General features: G+C 37.4%; 23 protein-coding genes, 1 tRNA gene and 1 riboswitch. Of the genes, 15 read left to right on the top strand and 9 right to left on the bottom strand.

Features of this window, described 5'->3' with window-relative positions; genetic code table 11:
• Window positions 1-22 precede the first annotated feature (22 nt).
• Window positions 23-1039: a hypothetical protein gene (locus H9N25_RS08015; protein ID WP_190328523.1), complete on the bottom strand. Its 1017-nt coding sequence runs from the start codon at window positions 1037-1039 to the stop codon at window positions 23-25.
• Window positions 1040-1249: 210 nt separating this feature from the next.
• A riboswitch (SAM riboswitch) is annotated at window positions 1250-1360 on the top strand.
• A gap of 267 nt (window positions 1361-1627) precedes the next feature.
• Here H9N25_RS08015 and H9N25_RS08010 point away from each other — a divergent pair.
• The 3 genes from H9N25_RS08010 to H9N25_RS08000 all read left to right on the top strand — a co-directional run bounded on the left by H9N25_RS08010 (window position 1628) and on the right by H9N25_RS08000 (window position 5421).
• Window positions 1628-2959, top strand: coding sequence for an O-acetylhomoserine aminocarboxypropyltransferase/cysteine synthase family protein (locus H9N25_RS08010; RefSeq protein ID WP_190328522.1), 1332 nt, complete (start codon window positions 1628-1630; stop codon window positions 2957-2959).
• 28 nt (window positions 2960-2987) lie between these two features.
• Window positions 2988-4046, top strand: coding sequence for a homoserine O-acetyltransferase family protein (locus H9N25_RS08005; RefSeq protein WP_190328521.1), 1059 nt, complete (start codon window positions 2988-2990; stop codon window positions 4044-4046).
• 130 nt (window positions 4047-4176) lie between these two features.
• On the top strand, window positions 4177-5421 hold the full coding sequence (locus tag H9N25_RS08000; RefSeq protein WP_167294179.1) for a homoserine dehydrogenase: 1245 nt from the start codon (window positions 4177-4179) through the stop codon (window positions 5419-5421).
• Window positions 5422-5499: 78 nt separating this feature from the next.
• Here the strand turns inward: H9N25_RS08000 and H9N25_RS07995 are convergent, their stop codons facing one another.
• Window positions 5500-5949 (bottom strand): hypothetical protein, encoded by a 450-nt coding sequence (locus H9N25_RS07995; protein WP_190328520.1) that lies wholly within the window; start codon window positions 5947-5949, stop codon window positions 5500-5502.
• Window positions 5950-5977: 28 nt separating this feature from the next.
• On the bottom strand, window positions 5978-6748 hold the full coding sequence (locus H9N25_RS07990; protein ID WP_167294177.1) for a queuosine precursor transporter: 771 nt from the start codon (window positions 6746-6748) through the stop codon (window positions 5978-5980).
• A gap of 202 nt (window positions 6749-6950) precedes the next feature.
• On the opposite strand from H9N25_RS07990, the gene H9N25_RS07985 reads away from it, so the two are divergent.
• Window positions 6951-8177, top strand: a complete 1227-nt coding sequence (locus H9N25_RS07985; protein ID WP_169502186.1) for a multidrug effflux MFS transporter — start codon at window positions 6951-6953, stop codon at window positions 8175-8177.
• 68 nt (window positions 8178-8245) lie between these two features.
• Here the strand turns inward: H9N25_RS07985 and H9N25_RS07980 are convergent, their stop codons facing one another.
• The 3 genes from H9N25_RS07980 to H9N25_RS24945 are packed head-to-tail and all read right to left on the bottom strand — an operon-like array spanning window position 8246 to window position 10434.
• Complete coding sequence (locus H9N25_RS07980; protein WP_223833660.1) at window positions 8246-8935, bottom strand: PepSY-associated TM helix domain-containing protein; 690 nt, start codon at window positions 8933-8935, stop codon at window positions 8246-8248.
• Window positions 8901-10064 carry a DUF2271 domain-containing protein gene (locus tag H9N25_RS24950; protein ID WP_190328519.1) on the bottom strand — a complete coding sequence of 388 codons (1164 nt, stop codon included), beginning with the start codon at window positions 10062-10064 and terminating at the stop codon, window positions 8901-8903. Before H9N25_RS24950 ends, H9N25_RS07980 begins: the two co-directional genes overlap by 35 nt.
• Window positions 10018-10434 (bottom strand): FAD:protein FMN transferase, encoded by a 417-nt coding sequence (locus H9N25_RS24945; protein ID WP_190328518.1) that lies wholly within the window; start codon window positions 10432-10434, stop codon window positions 10018-10020. Before H9N25_RS24945 ends, H9N25_RS24950 begins: the two co-directional genes overlap by 47 nt.
• Window positions 10435-10713: 279 nt before the next feature.
• Between H9N25_RS24945 and H9N25_RS07965 the strand changes: the two genes are divergently transcribed.
• The 5 genes from H9N25_RS07965 to H9N25_RS07945 all read left to right on the top strand — a co-directional run bounded on the left by H9N25_RS07965 (window position 10714) and on the right by H9N25_RS07945 (window position 15499).
• The gene (locus H9N25_RS07965; protein ID WP_190328517.1) at window positions 10714-11859 is read left to right on the top strand and encodes a methionine aminotransferase; all 1146 of its coding nucleotides are present in this window, start codon (window positions 10714-10716) and stop codon (window positions 11857-11859) included.
• A gap of 21 nt (window positions 11860-11880) precedes the next feature.
• Window positions 11881-12684 carry a nitrilase family protein gene (locus H9N25_RS07960; protein ID WP_190328516.1) on the top strand — a complete coding sequence of 268 codons (804 nt, stop codon included), beginning with the start codon at window positions 11881-11883 and terminating at the stop codon, window positions 12682-12684.
• Between the two features lie 75 nt (window positions 12685-12759).
• Window positions 12760-13794: a N(4)-(beta-N-acetylglucosaminyl)-L-asparaginase gene (locus H9N25_RS07955; RefSeq protein ID WP_169502184.1), complete on the top strand. Its 1035-nt coding sequence runs from the start codon at window positions 12760-12762 to the stop codon at window positions 13792-13794.
• A 42-nt stretch (window positions 13795-13836) separates the two neighbouring features.
• Window positions 13837-14715 (top strand): YegJ family protein, encoded by an 879-nt coding sequence (locus H9N25_RS07950; RefSeq protein WP_190328515.1) that lies wholly within the window; start codon window positions 13837-13839, stop codon window positions 14713-14715.
• A 25-nt stretch (window positions 14716-14740) separates the two neighbouring features.
• Entirely contained in the window at window positions 14741-15499 is a 759-nt protein-coding gene (locus H9N25_RS07945) for a copper homeostasis protein CutC (RefSeq protein WP_190328514.1), read from the top strand.
• A gap of 310 nt (window positions 15500-15809) precedes the next feature.
• Here the strand turns inward: H9N25_RS07945 and H9N25_RS07940 are convergent, their stop codons facing one another.
• From H9N25_RS07940 to H9N25_RS07930, 3 genes are all read right to left on the bottom strand, one after another.
• Entirely contained in the window at window positions 15810-16202 is a 393-nt protein-coding gene (locus H9N25_RS07940) for a DUF983 domain-containing protein (RefSeq protein ID WP_190328513.1), read from the bottom strand.
• A gap of 130 nt (window positions 16203-16332) precedes the next feature.
• A complete protein-coding gene (locus H9N25_RS07935) occupies window positions 16333-16914 on the bottom strand; it encodes a Crp/Fnr family transcriptional regulator (RefSeq protein ID WP_190328512.1) in 582 nt (193 codons plus the stop codon).
• 141 nt (window positions 16915-17055) lie between these two features.
• Complete coding sequence (locus H9N25_RS07930; protein ID WP_167294168.1) at window positions 17056-18042, bottom strand: D-alanine--D-alanine ligase; 987 nt, start codon at window positions 18040-18042, stop codon at window positions 17056-17058.
• Window positions 18043-18242: 200 nt separating this feature from the next.
• On the opposite strand from H9N25_RS07930, the gene H9N25_RS07925 reads away from it, so the two are divergent.
• The 6 genes from H9N25_RS07925 to H9N25_RS07900 all read left to right on the top strand — a co-directional run bounded on the left by H9N25_RS07925 (window position 18243) and on the right by H9N25_RS07900 (window position 22830).
• On the top strand, window positions 18243-19013 hold the full coding sequence (locus H9N25_RS07925) for a PASTA domain-containing protein (RefSeq protein ID WP_190328511.1): 771 nt from the start codon (window positions 18243-18245) through the stop codon (window positions 19011-19013).
• An 18-nt stretch (window positions 19014-19031) separates the two neighbouring features.
• Window positions 19032-20087, top strand: a complete 1056-nt coding sequence (mltG, locus tag H9N25_RS07920; RefSeq protein ID WP_190328510.1) for an endolytic transglycosylase MltG — start codon at window positions 19032-19034, stop codon at window positions 20085-20087.
• Window positions 20087-20491, top strand: coding sequence for an acyl-CoA thioesterase (locus H9N25_RS07915; protein ID WP_167294165.1), 405 nt, complete (start codon window positions 20087-20089; stop codon window positions 20489-20491). The genes mltG and H9N25_RS07915 overlap by 1 nt, the downstream gene beginning before the upstream one ends.
• Window positions 20492-20503: 12 nt before the next feature.
• Window positions 20504-21493: a YihY/virulence factor BrkB family protein gene (locus H9N25_RS07910; RefSeq protein ID WP_167294164.1), complete on the top strand. Its 990-nt coding sequence runs from the start codon at window positions 20504-20506 to the stop codon at window positions 21491-21493.
• Between the two features lie 95 nt (window positions 21494-21588).
• Window positions 21589-21676 (top strand) — tRNA-Ser (locus tag H9N25_RS07905).
• 182 nt (window positions 21677-21858) lie between these two features.
• Complete coding sequence (locus H9N25_RS07900) at window positions 21859-22830, top strand: toxin-antitoxin system YwqK family antitoxin (RefSeq protein ID WP_190328509.1); 972 nt, start codon at window positions 21859-21861, stop codon at window positions 22828-22830.
• Window positions 22831-22997 lie beyond the last annotated feature (167 nt).

Raw genomic sequence — 22997 nt, 5'->3', positions numbered from 1 at the left:
ACAGAACCCTAATTTCCAAAACTTATTTAGGATTACAAATCGTGGTTAATTTCAAGGAATAATTTGCCTCCAAGGGCTCATTAGTCTGCGCTAAACGTTGCGATCCAGTATTGGCTGGACAGGCAATATCTCCTGCTGCATCATAAACCAGCCTAGCTCCATTTGCCAATAATTCTTTTGGTACATATACCTGCACTTTGGTAATCGAATAACCAGAAGGAAAATAACGCACATAATAACCGTCAGGGTGTTTAGTCCAGATACCACTTGGCACATCGCTTCTTGGAGGAGCCATACCTGCTATAATGGCGTACTTTTCCATGTCGGCATAAGTATAATTTCCAGAAGCTACTAGTTGGCGAATATTATTTTCTGCTTCAAAAACGGCCCTCACGCCTGATGGTAACTGATCTTTAGCTTTTTCCATTACATCAAAAGGCAAAACACCTAAAGCACCTCCTTCTAATTGCGTAAGTTGTTTCGGTGTTAATAATTTTATCGCAGTAAGTTTAACCTGTCCATTGAAATCGGCAAATTTCGTTCTGGCGATAATGGTCCATAACAACGTCTGGATATCATGTTGTTCAACATCAGGATGTTTTTCTGCACTTTTAAGTATAGAAACCACAATTTCTTCTTTCGGCCCTAAAACTGGGGCAAACATATATCCATCTCCTTTTGATGGCGCAAAAGTTCCGGCTTTTAGGCAGTAGCTTTTATTGGTCATTTCGTAAAGCCCCTCGCAAAGCACGAAACCGCCTTCTGGATTTTTAGGCAGTAAATACAAGGGCTGGGCTTTTAAATTTAATGAATTAATAAAATCAGGCTGTTTTTCGCCTTCTCTATTTACATCTTCAAAATTAGTGGTAATGGCAGCAGGTTGCTTTAAAAACTTGTCTACGCCTAATGCTTTAGCACCCTGGGCCGTGCCAACTTTTAGTAATTTGTCCTTCAAACCACCAAACTGGGCGTTTGCATTACTTAAACACATTGCAGTTAGTAGCAGGCCTAAACCTAAAGCTTTTATATTTTTCATCATGATTAAATTTAGATAGGTAACACAAACTTAGAATTTTAAGCGTTAATTTTATATTAAAAGTTTTAGTTTGGTATATCGCTATAAAAATACATCACTCATTTTCAATGTCTTAGTGTAAATTCGAAATTTTATTTTGTCGATTAAAATTTAATTCAGACATTTGGAATATTATTTGGCGGAAAGCTAAATAAAAGTCAATCTTCACAGGTTGATTTATAAAGAAGTGGCGAGAGACTGGCTCGATGACCCACTGGCAACCCTCAGAAAGAGAAGGTGCCAATTCCTGACCGGATAACATGGTGTTATTTGGAGATATAAATTAGAACTGATGAAAACATTAAATCTTCAATCGCTGGGCGAACCCAAATCAAACCTTAAGAAGTTAGAACGAGCTTCTATTTCTATTACTTGTTGTGATATGCGCGCGATTGCTTGTATGTGCTGTTGCATACTGTAATTTAAAAATCTTCCTTTTTTGTTTCTTTCAAACTGGAAGGTCCCGAAAAATCGGGATACGCCTTGTTACATTTTACGATTGCCCAAAATCTTAATGCATTTACCCACTCAACAATTAAAAAAATAGATACTATGTCAACATCATATAAATTTGAAACTTTACAATTACACGCTGGCCAGGAAATAGATCCAACAACAGGTTCAAGGGCTGTTCCCATTTACCAAACCACTTCTTATGGTTTTAAAAACGCTGAGCATGGCGCAAATTTATTTGCCTTAAAAGAATTTGGCAATATCTACACCAGGATTATGAATCCTACCAACGATGTTTTCGAAAAACGTATAGCAGCCTTAGAAGGTGGTGTAGCTGCTTTGGCTGTTGCATCGGGGCAAGCTGCTCAATTTATAGCGTTAAATAACATATTGGAAGCTGGTGATAGCATTGTTTCTTCATCTCACATTTACGGTGGAACTTACAACCAATTTAAAGTAGCTTTTAAACGTTTGGGTATACATGTCGATTTTGCAAATCCAGATGTACCTGAAGAATTTGAAGCTAAAATTACCGATAAAACTAAAGCCATTTATCTCGAAACCATCGGAAATCCGGCGTTTAGCGTTCCAGATTTCGAAAAAATTGCCGCCATTGCAAAAAAATACGATCTCCCTTTAATAGTCGACAATACTTTTGGTGCAGGAGGTTATTTGTTTAAACCATTGGAACATGGTGCCAATATTGTTGTAGAATCTGCAACGAAATGGATCGGTGGCCATGGAACAAGCATTGGCGGAGTAATAGTTGACGGTGGAAATTACAACTGGGGCAATGGCAAATTTCCTCAGTTCTCTGAGCCTTCTGAAGGCTATCATGGTTTGGTTTTTAGTGATGTTTTTGGTATCGGTGGACCATTTGGAAACATCCAGTTTATCATCCGTGCCCGTGTAGAGGGATTAAGAGATCTTGGGCCTGCCCTATCGCCTTTCAATTCTTTTCTTTTATTACAAGGATTAGAAACATTATCGCTCCGCGTACAACGTCATGTAGATAATGCATTAGAATTGGCCACCTGGTTAGAAAACCATCCATTAGTTAAAGAAGTTCAGTACCCTGGCTTAGCCAGCAGTAAATACAATAACCTGGCTAAAAAATATTTAAGCAATGGTTTTGGCGCAGTTTTATCTTTCGAGTTAGCCGGAAGCAAAGAAAATGCAACACAGGTAATTGATAGCTTAAAACTGGTATCTCACCTGGCCAATGTGGGTGATGCAAAAACGCTGATCATTCAACCTTCGGCCACAACACACCAACAATTAAGCGAAACGGAACAATTAGCTGCAGGTGTAAAACCGAATGCTTTAAGGGTATCAGTAGGCATTGAGCATATTGATGATATTAAAGCCGATTTCGAACAGGCATTTGCAACAATTAATGCTTCAGTTCCAACAGAGAGTTTACAAGCCTAACCGTTAATATTCCGAATACAACAAAACAATGAGTACAGCATCAACATATCATTATAACAAACAGTTTAAATTAGAAAGCGGAAAAAAAATCCGTAACCTGCAAATTGCATATCAAACTTATGGCAAATTAAATGCAAATAAAGATAATGTGATTTGGGTTTGCCATGCACTTACTGCCAATGCTGATGTTTTTGAATGGTGGGAAGGTTTGTTCGGTGAAAATGCTTTATTCAATCCGGAAGAGCATTATGTTGTTTGTGCTAATGTTTTAGGCTCGCATTATGGTAGTACAAACCCATTAAGTACTAATCCGGTAACGGGCTTACCTTATTACCTTTCTTTTCCGCAGTTTACCATCCGCGATTTAGTATCGGCACACCAGTTATTGGCTGCGCATTTAGGTATTAATTATATTAAATTATTAATCGGAGGTTCTTTAGGCGGGCAACAAGCTGTTGAATGGAGTATTTCGGAACCGAATAAAATCGAAAACCTGATCTTGATTGCCACCAATGCAGCACATTCTCCTTGGGGAATTGCTTTTAACGAAAGTCAGCGTTTGGCCATTACTACCGATAGAACTTTTTATGCCAACCAACCAAACGGTGGCAGCAAAGGTTTAAAAACAGCCCGTAGCATTGCGCTATTAAGTTATAGAACCTACAGTGCTTACGGCAGTACGCAGGTAGAAAGTGTAAACGATAAGACCGACAATTTCAGATCGTCTTCTTATCAGAACTATCAGGGAGAAAAACTGATCAACCGCTTTAACGCTTACAGTTATTATTATTTAACCAAAGCAATGGACAGCCACAATGTAGGCCGTAACCGCAAAAGCATTGCCGATGCACTAAAACTAATTACGGCAAATACCTTGGTAATCGGGATAGAAAATGACGTTTTATTTCCTTTATCGGAACAAAAATATCTGGCCGATCATATCCCGGGAGCAGAATTTAGTGCTTTGCACTCAGATTATGGCCATGATGGATTTTTAATCGAAACAGATGCTTTGACTAACATAATCGGAAACTTTATTAAGGAAAGCCGGAATAAAAAGATAATTAAACTGCAGCACACTGCATAGGAGGTAGAAGGTTATGGTTTAGGGATAAAGTGAATAGCTAATACCTGTACTATCAAATTCAACAAAAAATAATATAAAATAAATGCAGTTAATCAGTAATCTGTTTATCTGTGTAATCAAGTCTAAAATAATGAGTAAGAATTTAAAAATCGGTTTATTTGGTTTCGGTGTTGTAGGACAAGGTTTATTGGATATTATCCAAAGCCAGAACCTGAACCTGGAGATCATTAAAATTGCAATAAAAGACCCAAGAAAGAAGCGTACCCTTAATAAAGATCTGTTTACTACTGATCGCAACGAAATACTGAACAATACAGAGATCAATACGATTGTAGAATTGATTAATGATGCGGATGCCGCTTACGAAATTGTTACTACGGCATTAAAAAATGGTAAAAACGTAGTATCGGCCAATAAAAAAATGATCGCCACACACTTAAAAGAGCTGGTAGATTTACAACAGGAGTATGGCACTTCTTTATTGTATGAAGGAGCCGTTTGTGGCAGTATCCCAATTATCCGCAATTTAGAAGAATATTATGATAATGAATTATTCCATGCTTTGAGTGGAATTTTTAATGGCTCATCTAATTATATTTTATCAAAAATATTTAACGAAAATCAAGGTTACGATTCGGCATTAAAAGAAGCACAGGATTTAGGTTTTGCAGAAACCGATCCGATTTTAGACGTGGGAGGTTACGATCCAAAATATAAACTGGCTATTGCTACCGCACATGCTTATGGTTTATTCGTAAATCCTGATGCCATTTTAAACATTGGTATACAGAATCTTTCTAACCACGACATTAAATATGCGCGAGAGAAAAACTTTAAAATTAAGTTGGTTCCTACAGCACGTAAAGTGAATACAAAAGACATAGTGACTTATGTATTACCGAAGTTGGTAGCTAAAGATGATTTTCTATACAACGTAGAAAACGAGTATAATGCAGTTGCGGTTCAAGCAGCTTTTGCTGATAAGCAGTTTTTTTACGGCAAGGGCGCGGGTGGTCATCCTACTGGTGCCGCTGTACTTTCAGATATTGCGGCCTTGCGTTACGATTACCGTTATGAGTACAAAAAATACCATTCAGAAAACGGTGTAAAACATACTGAAGATATTCTGTTAGAAATCTATCTGCGTTATGCTGATGAAGATCTGATTACCCTATTGGAATTTGATAACATCAGCGAGCGCTACGCTGCAAGCAGTTATAAATATGTGGTTGGTACCGTTAAGCTAGGAAGCTTAATTAAAAACCGCGACTTGCTTTTGGATGAATCTGTTTTTGTGGCTTACACAGGCAGGCAGATTTACAAACAAGAGCAATTGAGTGAAAATGTTTTTGCCGCAGAATTGGCAAGCCTATAATTTATTTTTAAGGTTAATTTTTTTATTTGTTTTGTTGTTAAGTACAAAGGTCGGAGCGAGTCCGACCTTTTGCGTTAATTATTTTACCTTAATGTATTTTTCGATTATCACCCGGTCTACCCCTGCTTTTTCTACCTTCTCAACACCTTTCTGAATCAAAGTATCTTTATGGATGGTGAGTTTAAACTTAAAAGTTTTACCTTCCCAATCTTTGTTTTTATAATATTCAAGGTGTTCAGTATAATCATCCTCTTTTAAAACGAAAGTTCCCCCTCCTGCATCAAAACTGCTGGTATCCTTAGGGTTAAGACTATGTTTTAAAAAGGCAAAATGCGTGTTGTTAAACATCTTGATCATTTTTAGCTTGCCTGAATAATCGGTTGTTTGGCTGGCTCCATTTTCGATGGTTGTAGCCGATAATAATTGCCATGTACCCTGAATATCAAGATGTAGATCTTTTTTGTTTCCATCTTTATTCGCACAAGAAAATAATGAAAGTACTGCCAATAGCATTAGGATGTTTCTCATAAATCGGATTATTTGGTTATTTAAATATTTATCCCCTACCAGCCATTTTAATTAGTTTATGTGCGAGATCTTTTCCTAAGTAACCATCAATTATGGCGTGTACAATATATAAGATCGGCGTCATTAATATGGCCACAATAAATTTATATGTATACCCTACCAGGCCGATTGCAAAAACCTGCTGCCAACTGTAATGATATTGAGGATTTATATAAAATGCAATAAAAATCACCACAAAACTGTCGATAAACTGAGAGATCAAAGTAGAACCCGTTGCGCGTAACCAAAGTGCCCGCTCTCCTGTTATTTTTTTTATTCTGTGGAATATCATTACATCAACCATTTGTCCGATTATAAAGGCGGTAATTGATCCTACAATGATCCACATCCCTTGCCCGAATATTCCTGCAAATGCATTATTCATATTGAGGTCTTCTCCATTTATATTTTGATGTACCCAGAAATCGGCGGCGGTTAAATGCATCGACCCCCAAACCACAAGAAAGGCAAATGCAATTAATATAGCGGTAAGAATGGATAAGAATCGGACCTGTTTAACACCAAAATATTCATTAATAATATCCGTCATAATGAAAATGATTGGCCAGGTTAATACCCCTGCCGACATTACAAACGATAGATGCGGAACACCCAATAAGTTTATATCGAACTTTTTAAAGCCCAGTGTTTCTTCAACACTGAACAATTTAACTCCAATAAACTCTGATAATATAGCGTTTGCTACAAAAAAGCTACCCAGAATGAGTAGTAAACGGCTTTCTTTTGTCTTAAAAGTCATAGACTATAAATCTAGAAATAAATAGCAGATTTAGTATAGCAATCATCATATTTTTAACAGAGATAACACAAAGATTACGCATCCATCCTATTGTATAATTAGTTTTTAACTAAAAATATGATTTTTACAATCGTTCGACTGTAAAAATAGGTTAACAAATTTAATCTCCCAATCTTTGCGGCATCAAAATCTGGTAATCTTCATGGCTAAAAAACAACACTTCTATCTCATACTCATTTTAGGTTCATTGGCAGCGCTTGGCCCCTTCTCTATCGACATGTACCTGCCTGGTTTTGTTGATATTGCAAAGGATTTAAGAAGTAATGAATCAACTGTAGCATTATCACTATCAAGCTTTTTTATCGGAATTTCTGCCGGTCAGTTATTGTATGGCCCACTCTTGGATAAATTTGGAAGAAAGAAACCGCTATACTTTGGTTTAGCACTCTATATCCTTTCGTCATTTTTGTGTTTGGCCGTAACGGATGTTAACCAACTCATTGTTTTACGTTTTGTACAAGCCATTGGAAGCTGTGCCACTGCGGTAGCTTCGGTTGCTATGGTGAGGGATCTGTTTTCGGTAGAAGAAAGCCCGAAAGTATTTGCTTCCTTAATGCTGGTCATTGCGGTGTCTCCTATGCTGGCCCCAACTGCAGGTGGCTATTTAATTTCGGCCCTGGGCTGGAAATATGTTTTTGTGTTTTTAGGATTGATGGCCGTTTTAATGCTCCTGGCTTCAATTTTCAAACTCCCGGAAAGTTATAAACCAGATCCGAATTACTCTTTAAAACCAAAGCCTATTTTAACCAATTTCTTTACCGTTTTAAAAGAGCCTCAATTTTATACTTATGCGTTGATCAGCTCCATTACCTTTTCAGGTTTATTTGCTTATGTATCTTCATCACCTACAGTATTTATGAAAATCTACGAAGTAAGCAAGACTGGGTATGGCTGGATTTTCGCGCTTTTATCGGTATCTTTTATTGGCTCGAGTCAGGTAAATAGCCTGATATTAAAATGGTTTACCAGCAAAAATATTGTAACCTATGCACTTATTGCGCAATGTATTTTCAGCTTAATATTTTTGATTTTTGCTTTAAATAACTGGTTAAATTTATATTCTACAATAGGTTTTATTGCATTGTTCCTGTCTTGCTTAGGCTTAATTAATCCTAATGCTGCTGCCTTATCGCTTGCACCATTTTCTAAAAATGCCGGTAGTGCATCGGCCTTAATGGGTGCCTTGCAAATGGGACTAGGCGCTCTGGCTTCGGTAATGGTAAGCTTATTTAGCGAACATTCGGTTGTACCCATGCCCCTGGTAATGACGGTAGCAGCGTTTATTGCTTTATGTTGTTTGTTAATCGGCAGGAAATTTATCACCACTGAAGTTGAGGCATCGTCTGATTCGACAGTTATAGCGCATTAATATTTATACCACTAAGACACTAAGCATAATAGGTAATCTCAATTCCCTTTAGTGCCTTAGTGGTTAAGTTATGGAACGAATAACTTATAAATCAAATAGCAAACAATTGTACCCACAGCTGCAATGATAAAGCCACTCAATCGCTTCTTTTTAATAAAACAGATTAAGATAATTCCGGAGATAGATACCAAAGTCATTAATACTGCCGAAATATCAATAATCCACGACCAAGCCTTACCAGAATCTCTGCCCTTGTGTAAATCATTAATAACGGCTACCGCGCCAAACCGGGTTATGGTTAATTCGTATTTACCGGTTTCACGGTCTATAAAAGAATCGGCTAGGTAACCAGGTCCGTTAAAGGTTAAACTCAGTTCTCTGTCATCCATCCTAAAATCGCTTAATGCACCTTTAACCCTGTGTTTACTCCTAAAAAACTCAACAATTTGTAACTTATTGATCTTATTGGTATCAGGTTGATTTACCCATTTTAAGTTCACTGAGCCAGAATCTTTAGTAACCACTTCCTTCCCAGAAGTAAACCAATCTGCATGATTTAACGTTAAGCCCGATACGGCGAAGAATAGCAGGATCGTAAAACTCACCATTGATAAATAAATATGCAGCCAGCGCGATAAACCAGCTAAACGCTTTTTACCCTTACCTTTTCCGCTATCTTTTTTAACCTGCTTTTTTCCCAGGCCACTAGGTGCAGGCGTTATGTTATTTTTTTGAGGTTCCGATTTTTCTGTAGTCAAGAGATGCTGATGTTAGTTCTGTATTTGGCGTTAATTCTACTTTTTGTGCCGAGCCTGTAAATTTCATTTCTTTAGCAATCACCTGATAAGTTCCATGCTCGCGGGCAACTTCGATAAAAACAGTGTAAATACCTGCTTTTACCAATTTCCCACTATCGTCTTTTCCATCCCATGATAAGCTATATTTACCTGGGCCACGTGTTGCAGAACTCGTTGAGCTTAGTTTTCCTTCTGCTCCTTTTTTAAACTCATCGCCATTGGCACGGTTCCATGATTTTAAATCTGGTAGCCAACGTGGTTTATTATACCAAATAGCCAGATTACGTACAGGTGTTTTAGCTGCATCTTCAATCCATACTGCCACAAACGGACGACGAACGCGTTTACCATCTGTAGATTCTATATTGGCAATTTCTAAGTTTACCACTAACTCATATTTTGTATTCCAAAGTTTATCAGCTTTGCTTGCTTTTTCTAAAACGGCAGCTGGCTTATTTAAAGCTACCTCGTAATTAGCCCATTCTTTACTTCTAATTTCTTTGCCATCTTTAGTGATTAATAGGTAGGCAATATCATTTCTAGTTGCAGTTAATGCTTCAATCTCGGCAATTGAAAGTACATTAAAAGAAGTAGCTAAAGCACCTGCTTCACTAGCGTCAGGACCAATAACCGTTGCACTAATTATTTCTGAAGCAGGCTTTCCAGTGCGTGGATCAACAATATGCGAATACCATTTTCCATTTACGTTAAAACCTCTGCGGTAATTACCACTGGTTGCCACAGCCATATTAGATACTTTAATTGTGGTTAGCGCAGCATCATTTTCGGCATCAGCTTTAGGGTTTGCTATTTCAACAGCTTCTGGCTGATTTCCTTTAATTACCATATCGCCACCAATATTCACCACTACATTTTCAATTCCAGGACTTTGAGCTGCTTTCTCGGCAGCTTTATTAATGATATAACTTTTTGCAAAGGAATTTAATGCCAATGGCGCATCATCCAAACGTGTAACCGTTTTATCCTGTTCATTCAGTATATAATGTCTTTGTTTAACCAAAGTAACTGCATGCTTTAATGCTTCAGTTGATGGTAAATGGTTTTCGGCAGCTGCTTTTTTTCCAGACATCGCCTATTACTTTAGCTGAGGCATCGAGCGCGCCATTAGTTAAGGTTTTATAGTTTTCAAACTGCTTTAAAACCTCAAATAATTCTGACGAAACTTTGGTAGTTTGTTTACCATTGCTCATCCATTTATTAAACTCGCTGTTCGTTTTATAAGCACTTAAAATATCATCAAGCCTGTCTATTTCATTTAATGCACGTGCTTCGGCTAAATCTGCGTCGGCCTGGCTGCTGCTTTTAAATTTTAATTCTAATGATGTGCCCAATACATTTTCGTAATTGGAAACAAATGTTCTTAAAGCTTTTTTCGGGTTAACAAATGCTGATGCAGTTATTACGAGTAAAAAAGCAGCACTTAAGTGTTTAAACTTCATATTAATGGATAATTGAGATTTTAAAATGCAAAGAAAAGGGTTTATCTGGAATAATTTTAAATAAGGAGAAATATATTTGAAATAATACAAAATTCATGAGTTTAAAATCAGCCCGTGGCTCCCCATTTAATGTGGTTATTGACGTTGATTTAGCGTGAGGGTTTAACTGATGCTGAAAAATTTTTCTCTATATACGATTGCAATTGTTCGATTAAGTAACGGGGCTTTTGGTATAGGGTTTTACGCTTTAAGCTTTTTTTTCCTATTTTCGCTTATAAGATGCTTAATATACAATCTAAACTACCTGGCGTAAGTACCACCATTTTTTCGGTGATGAGTAAACTTGCAGCAGAGCACAATGCTATTAATCTTTCTCAGGGATTTCCTGACTATGCCTGCGATCCAAAGCTAGTTCAATTGGTAAATAAAGCCATGCAAGATGGTTTTAATCAATATGCACCAATGCCTGGTTCTACTTTTTTAAAAGAAACAATTGCAGAGAAAGTTGAAAAACTATATAACATAAAATATAATCCTGAAACTGAAATTACCGTTACTGCAGGCGGAACGCAAGCTATCTTTACTGCATTGGCGGCCATAATTAATGCAGGTGATGAAGTGATTATTTTCGAACCAGCTTATGATAGTTATGCCCCTACTATTAAACTTTTAGGCGGCCTGGTTAAAACCTATGAACTTGCTCCGCCTACCTATGCCATTGACTGGGATATGGTTAAGAAGTTATTTACGGTAAAAACCAGAATGATCATCTTAAATACACCACAAAATCCAACAGGTAGTATTTTATCATCAGATGACATGAAATCGCTTATTAAACTCGTTGCCGGTACCGATATTTTAATCTTGAGCGATGAAGTTTATGAACATTTAATTTACGATGAACAAAAGCACCAGAGTGTAATGCTCTATCCAGAATTAAAGCAAAGAAGTTTCATTGTAGCCTCATTCGGCAAGCTTTTGCATGCTACGGGTTGGAAACTGGGCTACTGTTTGGCACCAGAGAAATTAACCAAAGAATTTAGGAAGGTACACCAATTTAATGTTTTCAGCGTTAATAGTCCCATGCAGCAAGCTATTGCCGATTACATTAAAGAACCAAAAAACTACACTGAAATAGGCCGTTTTTTTCAGCAGAAAAGAGATTATTTTAGAAGTCTCCTGGCCGATAGCCGTTTTAAGCTTTTGCCCTGCAATGGTTCGTATTTTCAATGTGTAAGCTATAGTGGTATTAGCGATGAAAAAGACACCGATTTTAGCATGCGGTTGATCAAGGAATTTGGAGTAGCTAGTATTCCGGTTTCTGCATTTTACCAAAAAGCAACTGATCATAAAATTATCAGGTTCTGCTTTGCTAAAGAAAACGCTACACTAGCCTTAGCGGCCGAGAAATTAAAAAACGTTTAACCATACTAAACCTAGTATACAATGGAAGCACCTGTTTACACTCAAATAGAAAATCTGAAAGTAACCGTTTTTCAGGCCTATCTTTTTTGGGAAAACATTGAGAAAAACCTCTTGAATCTGGCACTTAGATTATCGATGGGTGTAAGGGAGAAAACCGATATTATTATTTTACCCGAAATGTTTAACACAGGTTTTAGCATGAATTCGGAAGCCTTAGCTGAAGAAATGGGCGGAGTAACGATGCAATGGATGCAAAAAATGGCGTATCAATACAATTGTGTGGTTACAGGGAGCATTATTATAAAAGAAAACAATCAATATTTTAACCGTTTGATCTGGATGGAACCAGATGGTAAAAACCAGCATTACGATAAACGCCATCTGTTTGGCATGGGCGACGAAGATCAACACTTTAGCCCTGGTAAAGAAAAACTTATTGTAGAACTTAAAGGATGGAAAATAAGATTGGCCATTTGTTACGATTTACGCTTTCCGGTTTGGTTGCGCAATGTAGATCAGGAATATGATATCCTACTCTTAGTAGCCAACTGGCCAGATAAACGATCGGCACATTGGAAGGCATTAATTCCGGCCAGGGCAATAGAAAACCAAAGTTATGTGATTGCCGTAAACCGCGTTGGACATGATGGAAACCAGATTTACCACAGCGGATTATCCATGTGTTTAGATCCTTACGGTAATACCGTTTATTATAAACCGGAAGACGAAGATTTATATACATTCAGTATCAATTACGAAGAACTGGTTAAAGTAAGAAGGCAGTTTCCTTTTTTAAAGGATGCAGATAGATTCACTATACCGTAGATAATAACAATATTCAAATCGCAATTTTCAAACTAGCGATCGATTAATTAAACGATTAACCACTTAACCACACACATGTTTAACCGCCGTAAATTTATAAAAGCATCAGCCCTATCGGCAGGATTGCTGGCCATTGATAAAAGTAGTATCGCTAATGTAATTCCGCGTGAAGAGACAAAAACAGAAAATTTCCCGATTGTAATTTCTACATGGGACTTTGGAATTGCGGCTAATGCTGATGCATGGAAGGTATTATCAACCGGGGGCCGTGCCTTAGATGCCGTAGAACAAGGCGTTTGGGTACCCGAAGCTGACGAGCACAACCAATCTGTCGGATATGGCGGCTTACCGGATCGTGATGGCCACGTTACGCTCGATGCTTGTATTATGGACGAACTTGGTAACTGTGGTGCTGTTTTAGCACTAGAACATATTAAACATCCCATATCTGTTGCACGTAAAGTAATGGAAAAAACACCGCATGTGATGCTTGCTGGCGATGGTGCATTGCAGTTTGCGTTAGAGCAGGGCTTTAAAAAAGAAAACTTACTTACTCCGGCCAGCGAAAAAGCCTGGAAAGAATGGTTAAAAACGGCGAAATATGCACCTGTAATGAATATCGAAAATAAGCTCTACCAGAAAGCTGCTCCGCAAAAACTTCCTGGAAACCAATATAATCACGATACTATTGGTATGCTTGCCATTGATGTTAAAGGAAACATTTCTGGCGCTTGTACAACCAGCGGTATGGCTTATAAATTACATGGGCGCATTGGCGATAGCCCGATTATTGGGGCTGGCCTATATGTAGATAATGAGATTGGTGGCGCAACCTCTACCGGTGTAGGTGAAGAGGTGGTACGGAATGTTGGTTCTTTTTTGGTAGTAGAATTAATGCGTCAGGGTTATACGCCTGAAGCGGCCTGCAAAGAGGCAGTAATGCGTATTATTAAAAAGAAGCCTGAAACGGCCAAAAACATACAGGTAGGATTTTTAGCCATCAACAAAAAGGGAGAATATGGTGCCTATGCCATTCAACAAGGTTTTAGTTACGCTGTGTGCAATGCAGAAAAACAAGATCTTTTAATTAAAGGCAAAAGTTATTATTAATATGCTGAATTTTCCCAAACGGTAAACATAATGAAACAATAAATGGGATTATTGTCGAAAATTTTTGGAAAGAAAAATGTGGCCGAACGCGAGGGCGAACCAGGTATGGTTTATGTACCCAGCAAAGACGAGCGCATGAACTGGGCCATCGAAAAAGCCAATTTAACCCTTTGGTATTTCGAAGAAAGTTTAAAAAACCAACAAGCTTACCAAAACTATTTTTCGATTAAAGTACTCATTACCGATGGCGACGAAGGCGAGCATATTTGGTTAACGGAACCGCATTTTGACGATGAAGGAAATTTATTTGGCACCGTTGGAAACGAACCGGTAAATATTCGCTCTGTAAAATTTAATCAAAAAATTGGCATAAAACGCGATTTGATCTCAGATTGGATGATTATTGAAAACGGAAGGTTAATTGGCGGTTATACCATACGGGCCATTAGGGATGGCATTCCGGAAAAAGAGAAAGCAGCATTTGATAACAGTATAGGTTTATATATTGATGAAGGCGTTGATCATTTCAAAGACAATCTCGAAACACCAGAAGGTGCGATTCTGGCGATCGAAAAAGCCTACAACAATAAAGATATTGATGCTGCCATAGCCTGTAAGGATTTTTTTGAAGAAGCTAAATCTTTACTTTCGGTGATGAAAATGGAAATTAATCAGGATATTATCAACGAAACGGCCGAAGTGCTCAAATTATCTTTCATCAATAATATAGAAGAGCATGGTTTTCCTGATTTTTCTACTGTCCAAAATGCTTTTCCTGAGCGTAAAAAAGTTGACGAAACGCATTGGGTAATTACAGAAGTATGCTGGTATCCGGATGGTGGAAAATCAGTACAGTTGCTTAATACCTACAAATCACCAAAAGGATGGGTGGTTTTAGGGCCGGCAGGACCACAGGAATAATAATAAATTAACTAAATCTAATATAATGAGTGAAGTGGCAATTGGTTGCTTAGAAGTATGCGCTAATTCTTACCAATCGGCATTGGCCGCGCAAAATGGTGGGGCGAAAAGAGTGGAGTTTTGCGATAACCTGGCAGAAGGTGGTACTACACCAAGTTATGCTCAAATTGCTTTTGCTAAGAAAAATTTATCTATCGAAATTTGGCCGATTATCCGTCCTCGTGGAGGAGATTTCTTATACTCTGAGATCGAGTTTGAATTAATGAAAGAAGATATAAAAATCTGCAAATCATTAAATTGTGATGGAGTAGTTATAGGAATACTTAAAGCAGATGGCACCATCGATAAAGAAAGGTGTACTGAACTTATTGAGCTGGCCAAACCTATGGGAGTAGCTTTCCATAGGGCATTCGATATGAGCAACGATATGGATCAGGCGCTGGAAGATTTAATCGCTCTTAAAATAAAAAGAGTACTTACATCAGGAGGCGCTTCTTCTGCAATTCTAGGGGCAGAAAAATTATCGCAGCTTGTAAAAAAGGCCGCTGGCCGGATTACCATCATGCCTGGTGCAGGGATAAATGAAAACAACATCGAAAGTCTTATTGATCAAACTGGTGCCACGCAATTCCATGCCTCTGCCAAAGAATTTGTACCAAGTAAAATGGAATTCAGAAATACGGAAACCAAAATGGGCAGTATTGAAGACGAATATCGGTACGAACTCACCTCAGCAATAAAAGTTAAGGCTTTGGTTGATTGTATAAATAAGGCTGTTAATTAGGTTTGCCAAATAACTTTAAAATAGTCCTCGTTTGCAACGAGGGCTATCTAGGTCTGCATTTGTAATGCGAAAAGAACAGTTTGATGGCAATAAAATTGTCCTTCTCTTCCATCCTCTTTGCAAATGATGACGATTAGCTTCTTAGAAAAGGATTCGTGACTTTTTATACAGGTCTCTGTTCCACAAACCCGGTAAAAGCGGCAGCCTCCGATCCTTTTATCGGAGCTATAGCGAATAACGGGACTGCTGTTTCCGAAGCATTACTGAACGCTCATTTTCTAATAAAAACCTAAAGAGAAATTAGTTTTTATTAATCTCCGCTTCCAGGAACATAATGCAGGCCTGGCGTAAGGTAATGAAGCAAAATAACTCTAGAATAGCGGTAATTGATTGGTGATAATAATAAAACTCCAGCTAAGATTAAAGCTACATAGTACCACAGGTTCTCATAAATTAAAGGTAAGCCCAAAACATATGATGCTACTCCGATAGTTATAATTTCTGCAACATTCATGGCGTAACTCACAAACATCGCTACATAGAAAAACCCTGGTTCACGCTCAAATTTTAAGTTGCAATGTGGGCAGCTAACATTTGTTTTTTGGAGTTTGAAAGAATAAGCACTTCCTGTAAAAATATCACCTTTGCGGCAGCGCGGACATTTACACTGCATAAAAGCCTGGAATTTAGATAACTCAGCCATAATCTTATAATTTAATAGCACAAAGGTAAACTTAAAATTAAAAACTAATTTATGATCTACATCATGTTTGAGGGATTAGTCTATTGGTTCACCGGTTGGTTATTGTTTATTATTTATTCTCTTAATAATCTTAAATCTTCACAATTTTCCCTTTAACAGTTCTAATCAGACCTTTTTCTGCTAGTATTTTAGTTCCGCGGATAACTGTTTCTACCCTTAAACCAGTCATATCGGCTAATTCTTGTCGCGTCACCTTTAAATGTTCACCTACAGCAATATCGTTAAGGAGGTAATTGATAATCGTTAACAAGCGATGATCAGCCTTTTCGCTCGCAAGTTCTTCCAACATCATCGATTTATAAAATAAGCGGTTACTTAAAGTACGGATCAGATCCATACTAAAATCGGGCTCATTTTTTATCAGTTCAAAGAAATCTTCTTTATTTACAGCAATAATCTGCGAATCTTTATTGGCAATGGTAAATGCTAAATATGGCCTGTTGATTAATAAAGCAGGTTCACCAAAATACTGTCCCATTTTAAAAACGCCTTGAATAAACTCCTTTCCTTCATCGCTCACAGTAACCATTCGTACCTCGCCTGATTTGATAAAATACACATGCCTCGGCTGCATATCTGGCTCATAAATAACCGAATCTTTTGGATAGCTTTTAAGTTTTAAGCCTTTATCAATCAGTTTTTGGATGTTCATCTCCTTGCTTATAGTAATTTAATCCGCTCAAACAGTCATCATTCCCGCGCAGGCGAGAATCTTAAAGTTTATTACATACCTTCATTATCAATTAGATAGATATTGAACTGAGAATAAGGGTAATGACAAGATTTATGAAAACTATCCTAATGTTTCTTTCATTAAACGGGTATAAAACTCTTTCAATGTAATACCCATTGCCGCTACCTGCTGTGGAATAAAACTGGTTGCCGTTTGTCCGGGAATGGTATTGATTTCGATAAAATAAAACTTACCGGTTCCTTCTTCAAGAAAGTAATCAATGCGTACCACTCCCCTGCAATTTAGTTTCTTATATACATCTTTTACCACTTGTTGCACACGCCCCACTTCTTCAGCATTCATTCTACCAGGAGTGATTTCTTCTGTTGCTCCAGGTGTATACTTCGCTTCAAAATCGAAAAACTCATTTTGCGGAATCACTTCTGTTGCAGGTAAAACAATGATTTTGCCTTCAGCGCCAAAAACACCGATCGAAAACTCCCTGCCGCTTACAAACTCTTCGATTAAAATCTGAGTATCTTCTTTAAATGCTTTTTCAATGGCTTCTTCCAGGTCGTCGGCGTGTTTTACCTTACTCATGCCGATGCTACTGCCCCCGCTATTCGGCTTAACAAAATAAGGTAATCTTAAATCTTGTTTAATTTGGTTTAAGCTATAGTTTCCACCTTTAAATATCTGAACGGATTTTGCGGTATACAGGTTATCAATACCTGCTACAACAGCCTTAGTATAACCCTTATTCATCGTAATTGACGAAGTTAATGCATCGCATGCGGTATATGGAATGCCTAACATATCAAAATAACCCTGCAATTTTCCATCCTCGCCAGGAGAGCCGTGTATGGCAATAAAAACGCCGTCGAACTTAATTTTTCTTCCTTCAAGCATTAAGGAAAAATCATTTTTATCAATTTCAATTTTAACAGAATCAGCAGGCTCATAAAACCAGCCCTTTTCGTTCAGCATAATCTTATACACATCGTATAAATCGGGGTCGATATTTTGAGCAATAGTGGCCGCGCTTTTCACCGAAACAACCCATTCGCCTGTGGTACCGCCTGTTAACAATGCTATAGTTTTCTTCATGTTAAAAATCCTTTTATAAATAGAAATTGAATATAAATATATCCTCAAAAATATAAATATCTTTGTGCTTTAGTAATATTGAAGGAGAGAATTTATTGAATGGTTTAATGAAGTATTGAACGGGGAAAAGTATTCAATAATTCAATCAATCATTAAAATAGTTACATTTGAGCTTGTACGCATAACCCAAATTAAGATTCATGTCTAAATTTATAGATTATTTAAAAACCAAATCGTTTAGAAACAACATTTTAGCTGCAATAGTAACTGTTATTGTGCTTCTACTGGTCGCTTTTTTTAGTTTAAGATATTACACCAAACACGGGCAAGGCCTAAATGTGCCTATGGTAAAAGGTTTACCATTTGAACAGGCAGTTAAGAAACTTGAGGATGCCGGACTAAAATATGAGGTAGATTCTGTTTTTATAATGGATCAACCTGCGGGAATTGTAATTGATCAGGATCCAGATCCTAATACCTTTGTAAAAGATAACCGCACCATTTACTTAACCATTAATGCAGGTAAAACACCAAATACAAAATTCCCAGATATAGCGTTTAAGACCTTAAGAGAAGCGCAGGCAATTATAGAGAGCTCGAGATTAAAACTTGGAGATACGACCTATAAACCTGATGTAAGTCGCGATGTGGTTTTAGAAGCATCTTTTGGCGGTCAGCCGATTGCGGCTGGGCAGATTGTGCCTGTTGGCTCGAGGATTAACCTGGTTTTAGGCGATGGACGTGGAAACGAAGAAGTAGATATTCCACAGTTAATGGGCTTAACCATGGATGAAGCTAAATTTAGCTTAAGAGGCTCAAATCTGAGTTTAGGTAACATCACTTACGATGGCCCTATTACCGATAGTGCTGCCGCTATTATTGTCAAACAAGATCCTATGCTGGTTGATTCGTTAACCAAAGTGGCTATAGGTACCAAGATTAACATTACCCTATCTAATAAACAACAATAAACAAGTATCATATTACAGATGAATGAAGTAGAAAAAAAGAACATGAGTACAGGCAAAAAAGCGGCAATAGTTATTGCGCTTGTGGTTATTTTAATTGCCGGTTACTTTGCGTTAAATATTTACAGGCTTTACTTTGCCCCTAACGTTACCGAAAATCAAAAATATTTATATATCAAAACCGGAAGCAGCTACGATGATTTGATTGCAGAAATTAAAAAGAAAGATCTGGTAAAAAACATCTCTTCTTTTACTGCAGCTGCCGGAAAAATGAATTTAGCTACAAGTGTTAAACCGGGTCGCTACCGCTTAACCAAAGGAATGACCAATCGTACGCTGATTAACTTAATTAAAGCTGGGAATCAAGATCCGGTTAAATTGAAATTCCATAACATCCGTAAGAAAGAAAACTTTGCCGCATATCTGGCCAGCAATCTGGAAGCCGATTCGTTAAGCTTTATCAAGGTGTTAGATTCTACAGCGCTGATTAGCAAATATGGTTTTAACCAGGATAATGTGTATGCCATGTTTATCCCGAATACTTATGAAATGTACTGGAATATTTCTCCTGTTGACTTCTTTGAGCGTATGCACAAGGAGTACGATAAATTCTGGACAGCAGACCGCAAGCAAAAAGCAGCAAGTTTAAACCTTACACCGGCACAAGTATACACTTTGGCTTCTATTGTTGATGCAGAGGCGCTTTACGACAAAGAAATGCCCATTATTGCAGGTTTGTACTTAAACCGCTTAAATAAAGGCATATTGCTGCAGGCCGATCCAACAGTAATTTTTGCAAACAACGATTTTACGGTTAAAAGGGTAACCGGGAAATTACTACAGGTACAGTCGCTTTATAACACTTATAAATATGCGGGTTTACCTCCCGGACCAATTATGATGCCCAGTATTAATGCCATTGATGCTGTACTAAACCGCGACAACAACAATTATATTTACATGTGTGCCAAAGAAGATTTTTCTGGCTACCATAACTTTGCCGAAACCAAGGCAGAACACGAAATAAATGCCAAGAAATACCGTGAGGCTTTAAATAAAAGAAATATATTTAAGTAATGTATAGCCACAGTACAAAAATCAGGGTTCGGTACGGTGAAACCGACCAAATGGGCTATATGTATTATGGCAATTATGCGCAGTACTACGAAGTAGGCCGGGTAGAAATGTTGCGCAGTTTGGGTATGAGCTATAGCTCGATGGAAGCTGACGGGATTATGATGCCTGTTTTAGAATTAAAGTGCAAATACATTAAACCTGCCCTTTACGACCAGGAAATTACCGTAAAAACGATCATCAAAACCTTGCCAGGCATCAGGATCTTTTTTGAGTATGAGCTATACAATGAAAAAGAAGAACTCATAAACATTGGGGCAACCACACTGGTTTTTGTTGACATGAAGAAAAACAAACCTACAAATCCGCCCGAAAACTTTATGGAAAAACTATCGGTGTTTTTTTAATTAACAAATACAATGGAATGGTTACATCGGCAATTATTACATCTTAAACTCTATTCTAGATTTATAGAATGGACGAAAGGATGTATTTTGCCTGGTTTTAGCCCACTCCCCTTGTATACTGTAGCTACATTTTTCTTTCGCGAAATCGGAAAAGATGCTTTGGTAAACAAGTCATCATCTTTAGCGTACAGTTTCATGCTGGCCATTTTTCCTGGGATCATATTCTTGTTTACTTTGATTCCTTTTATACCGATTAAGGGGTTCCAGGATCAGCTTTTAAATTTAATCCAGCTGGTATTGCCACACAATGCTTTTGATGCCTTTGAAACGACATTGAAAGACATTATCAAAAAGCAGAATACTGGCTTGTTGTCTTTCGGTTTTTTTTCGGCATTGTTTTTTGCTACTAATGGAGTTAAAAACCTAATGAAGGCTTTTAATAAATCATCGTTGATTATCGAAACCAGAGGCTGGATAAAACAACGTTTAATAGCGCTTATACTAACCATCATTATCTGCTTTTCGATCATCATCTGCATCAGTGCGATGGCTTTGGGAGAGGTTCTGCTGAACAAAATCAACGACGAACTACATCTAAAAGATAGTTTTTTGATTTATACGATCAAATTTACGCGTTGGGCATTACTAGCGATCTTATATTTCATTACCATTTCAATTCTGTACCGCTACGGGCCATCGCATACCAAAAAATGGCGCTTGTTCAGTGCAGGCTCATGGCTGGCTACTATACTGGCCTTCCTTACCATCTGGGGCTTTTCTTTCTATATCAACCATTTTGCGTCGTATAACAAAGTATATGGTTCTATTGGAACATTAATTGTGGTGATGATCTGGCTTTACCTCAATTCTTTGATTTTATTGATCGGTTTTGAGCTCAATGCAAGTGTTGATGTGAGTAAAAGAAGTGTGAAGATCATCCGTCCTACCTTTAATTTGTTCAAAAAATCGGAGCCAATTGAAGAAAATATACAGAAGAAATAATTTTTTCTCCCTCTGTGTTAAGGAATTATCAAGTTTATATAAAAAAAAAGCATTCATAGTTTGCAGATTTAACCGGAGTTCGTACTTTTGCCTCCGGAAAGCTGGCAGAGTGGTCGAATGCGGCAGTCTTGAAAACTGTTGACTGTAACAGGTCCGGGGGTTCGAATCCCTCGCTTTCCGCCAAAAATATAGAGCCCGACGATAGTCGGGTTTTTTGTTTTCAAGTCTTTTCTTAAAGATTCCATCCTAAAATGGGAAATCTAATACCTATGCACTCGTGACTATGACCTTTAATAAAAATTATGCAGGCACGGTGCTGTTTTTTTTTATAGCTTTTTTCTTTACTAATTTCTATATATTTAAGCATGTCAAATCGCTTTCTCTTATTATTTTTGTTTTTTCCTGCGTTATTAATGGCTCAATCACGTATTGTACTACTACCTCCCTTTGGTGATACTCTGGATTCTATACGTAATAACAGCCGTTTTGTAGTTGAAAAGTTAGCCTCTAATTCTGCCTGGATAGTTCATGAATATGATACACAAGATAGTATAATAACTATAGGAACATTTAAGGATGAAAAATTAACTATACCATCAGGGAGGTTCAAATATTATGAGTATAATCCACCACATTTACTAATTACTTATAATTATACTACCCATAAAGCGGACACTGTAATCGTACCGGCAAAAAATTCTCTAAAGATGGTTGGATACTTCGTTGATGGAGAAAAAACAGGTATTTGGACTACTTTTAATAATTCCAATGAAAAAATAATCACTCAAACGTTTGAACATGGTAAATTGAATGGTTTATACGAAAGCTATAGTGGCGGGAAAATATCAATAAGCGGAAATTATGTTGATGATATGAGAGAAGGCGGATGGTATATATTATCAGGAAAAGGCGATACCATGCAAACTGATATTTACAAGAAAAATAAACTGATAAAAACAATCCCCACTATTAACGAAAAAAAGAATAACTATAAGGTAACTGACCCCCGCCCCAAGTATGACTTTATTCGTTACTTAAACGTCCAGCTTTCGAAAAAAGGTATCAGCCAATCTGGCACAAAAAGGTCGGTTTATACTTTTAACGTAGATACAACAGGGCGAATTATTAAACCAAGTGTAATAACAAGAAACATTACGGATGCAGATTTAGACTCTGAAGTAAATAAGGCTATTATTGACGCTATTTTAAACGCACCCCTGTGGATTCCGGGAGAACAAGATGGACAGAAGATAGAGGTAAAAATATCTGCTGAGTTGGCTATTGAATTTAACAAAAAAAGAATAATTGTTTCGCTAATAAGCCCATCTGATAATTAATTAAGTCCGTATCATTTGACCTGACCATTCTGAATGATTTATATAGAAGAAATAACTTTACGCTATTTCACAAAAAAAGTAGTTCAAAAAATGGAATGGTCATTCCTGCTCACGAATATTTGCTTAATTAAAATAGTTCTTCCTTTTTTTATATCCATAAAATTGCA

The organism is Pedobacter riviphilus (assembly GCF_014692875.1).
Taxonomy (GTDB): domain Bacteria; phylum Bacteroidota; class Bacteroidia; order Sphingobacteriales; family Sphingobacteriaceae; genus Pedobacter; species Pedobacter riviphilus.
This window is presented reverse-complemented; position numbering and strand designations above follow the sequence as displayed.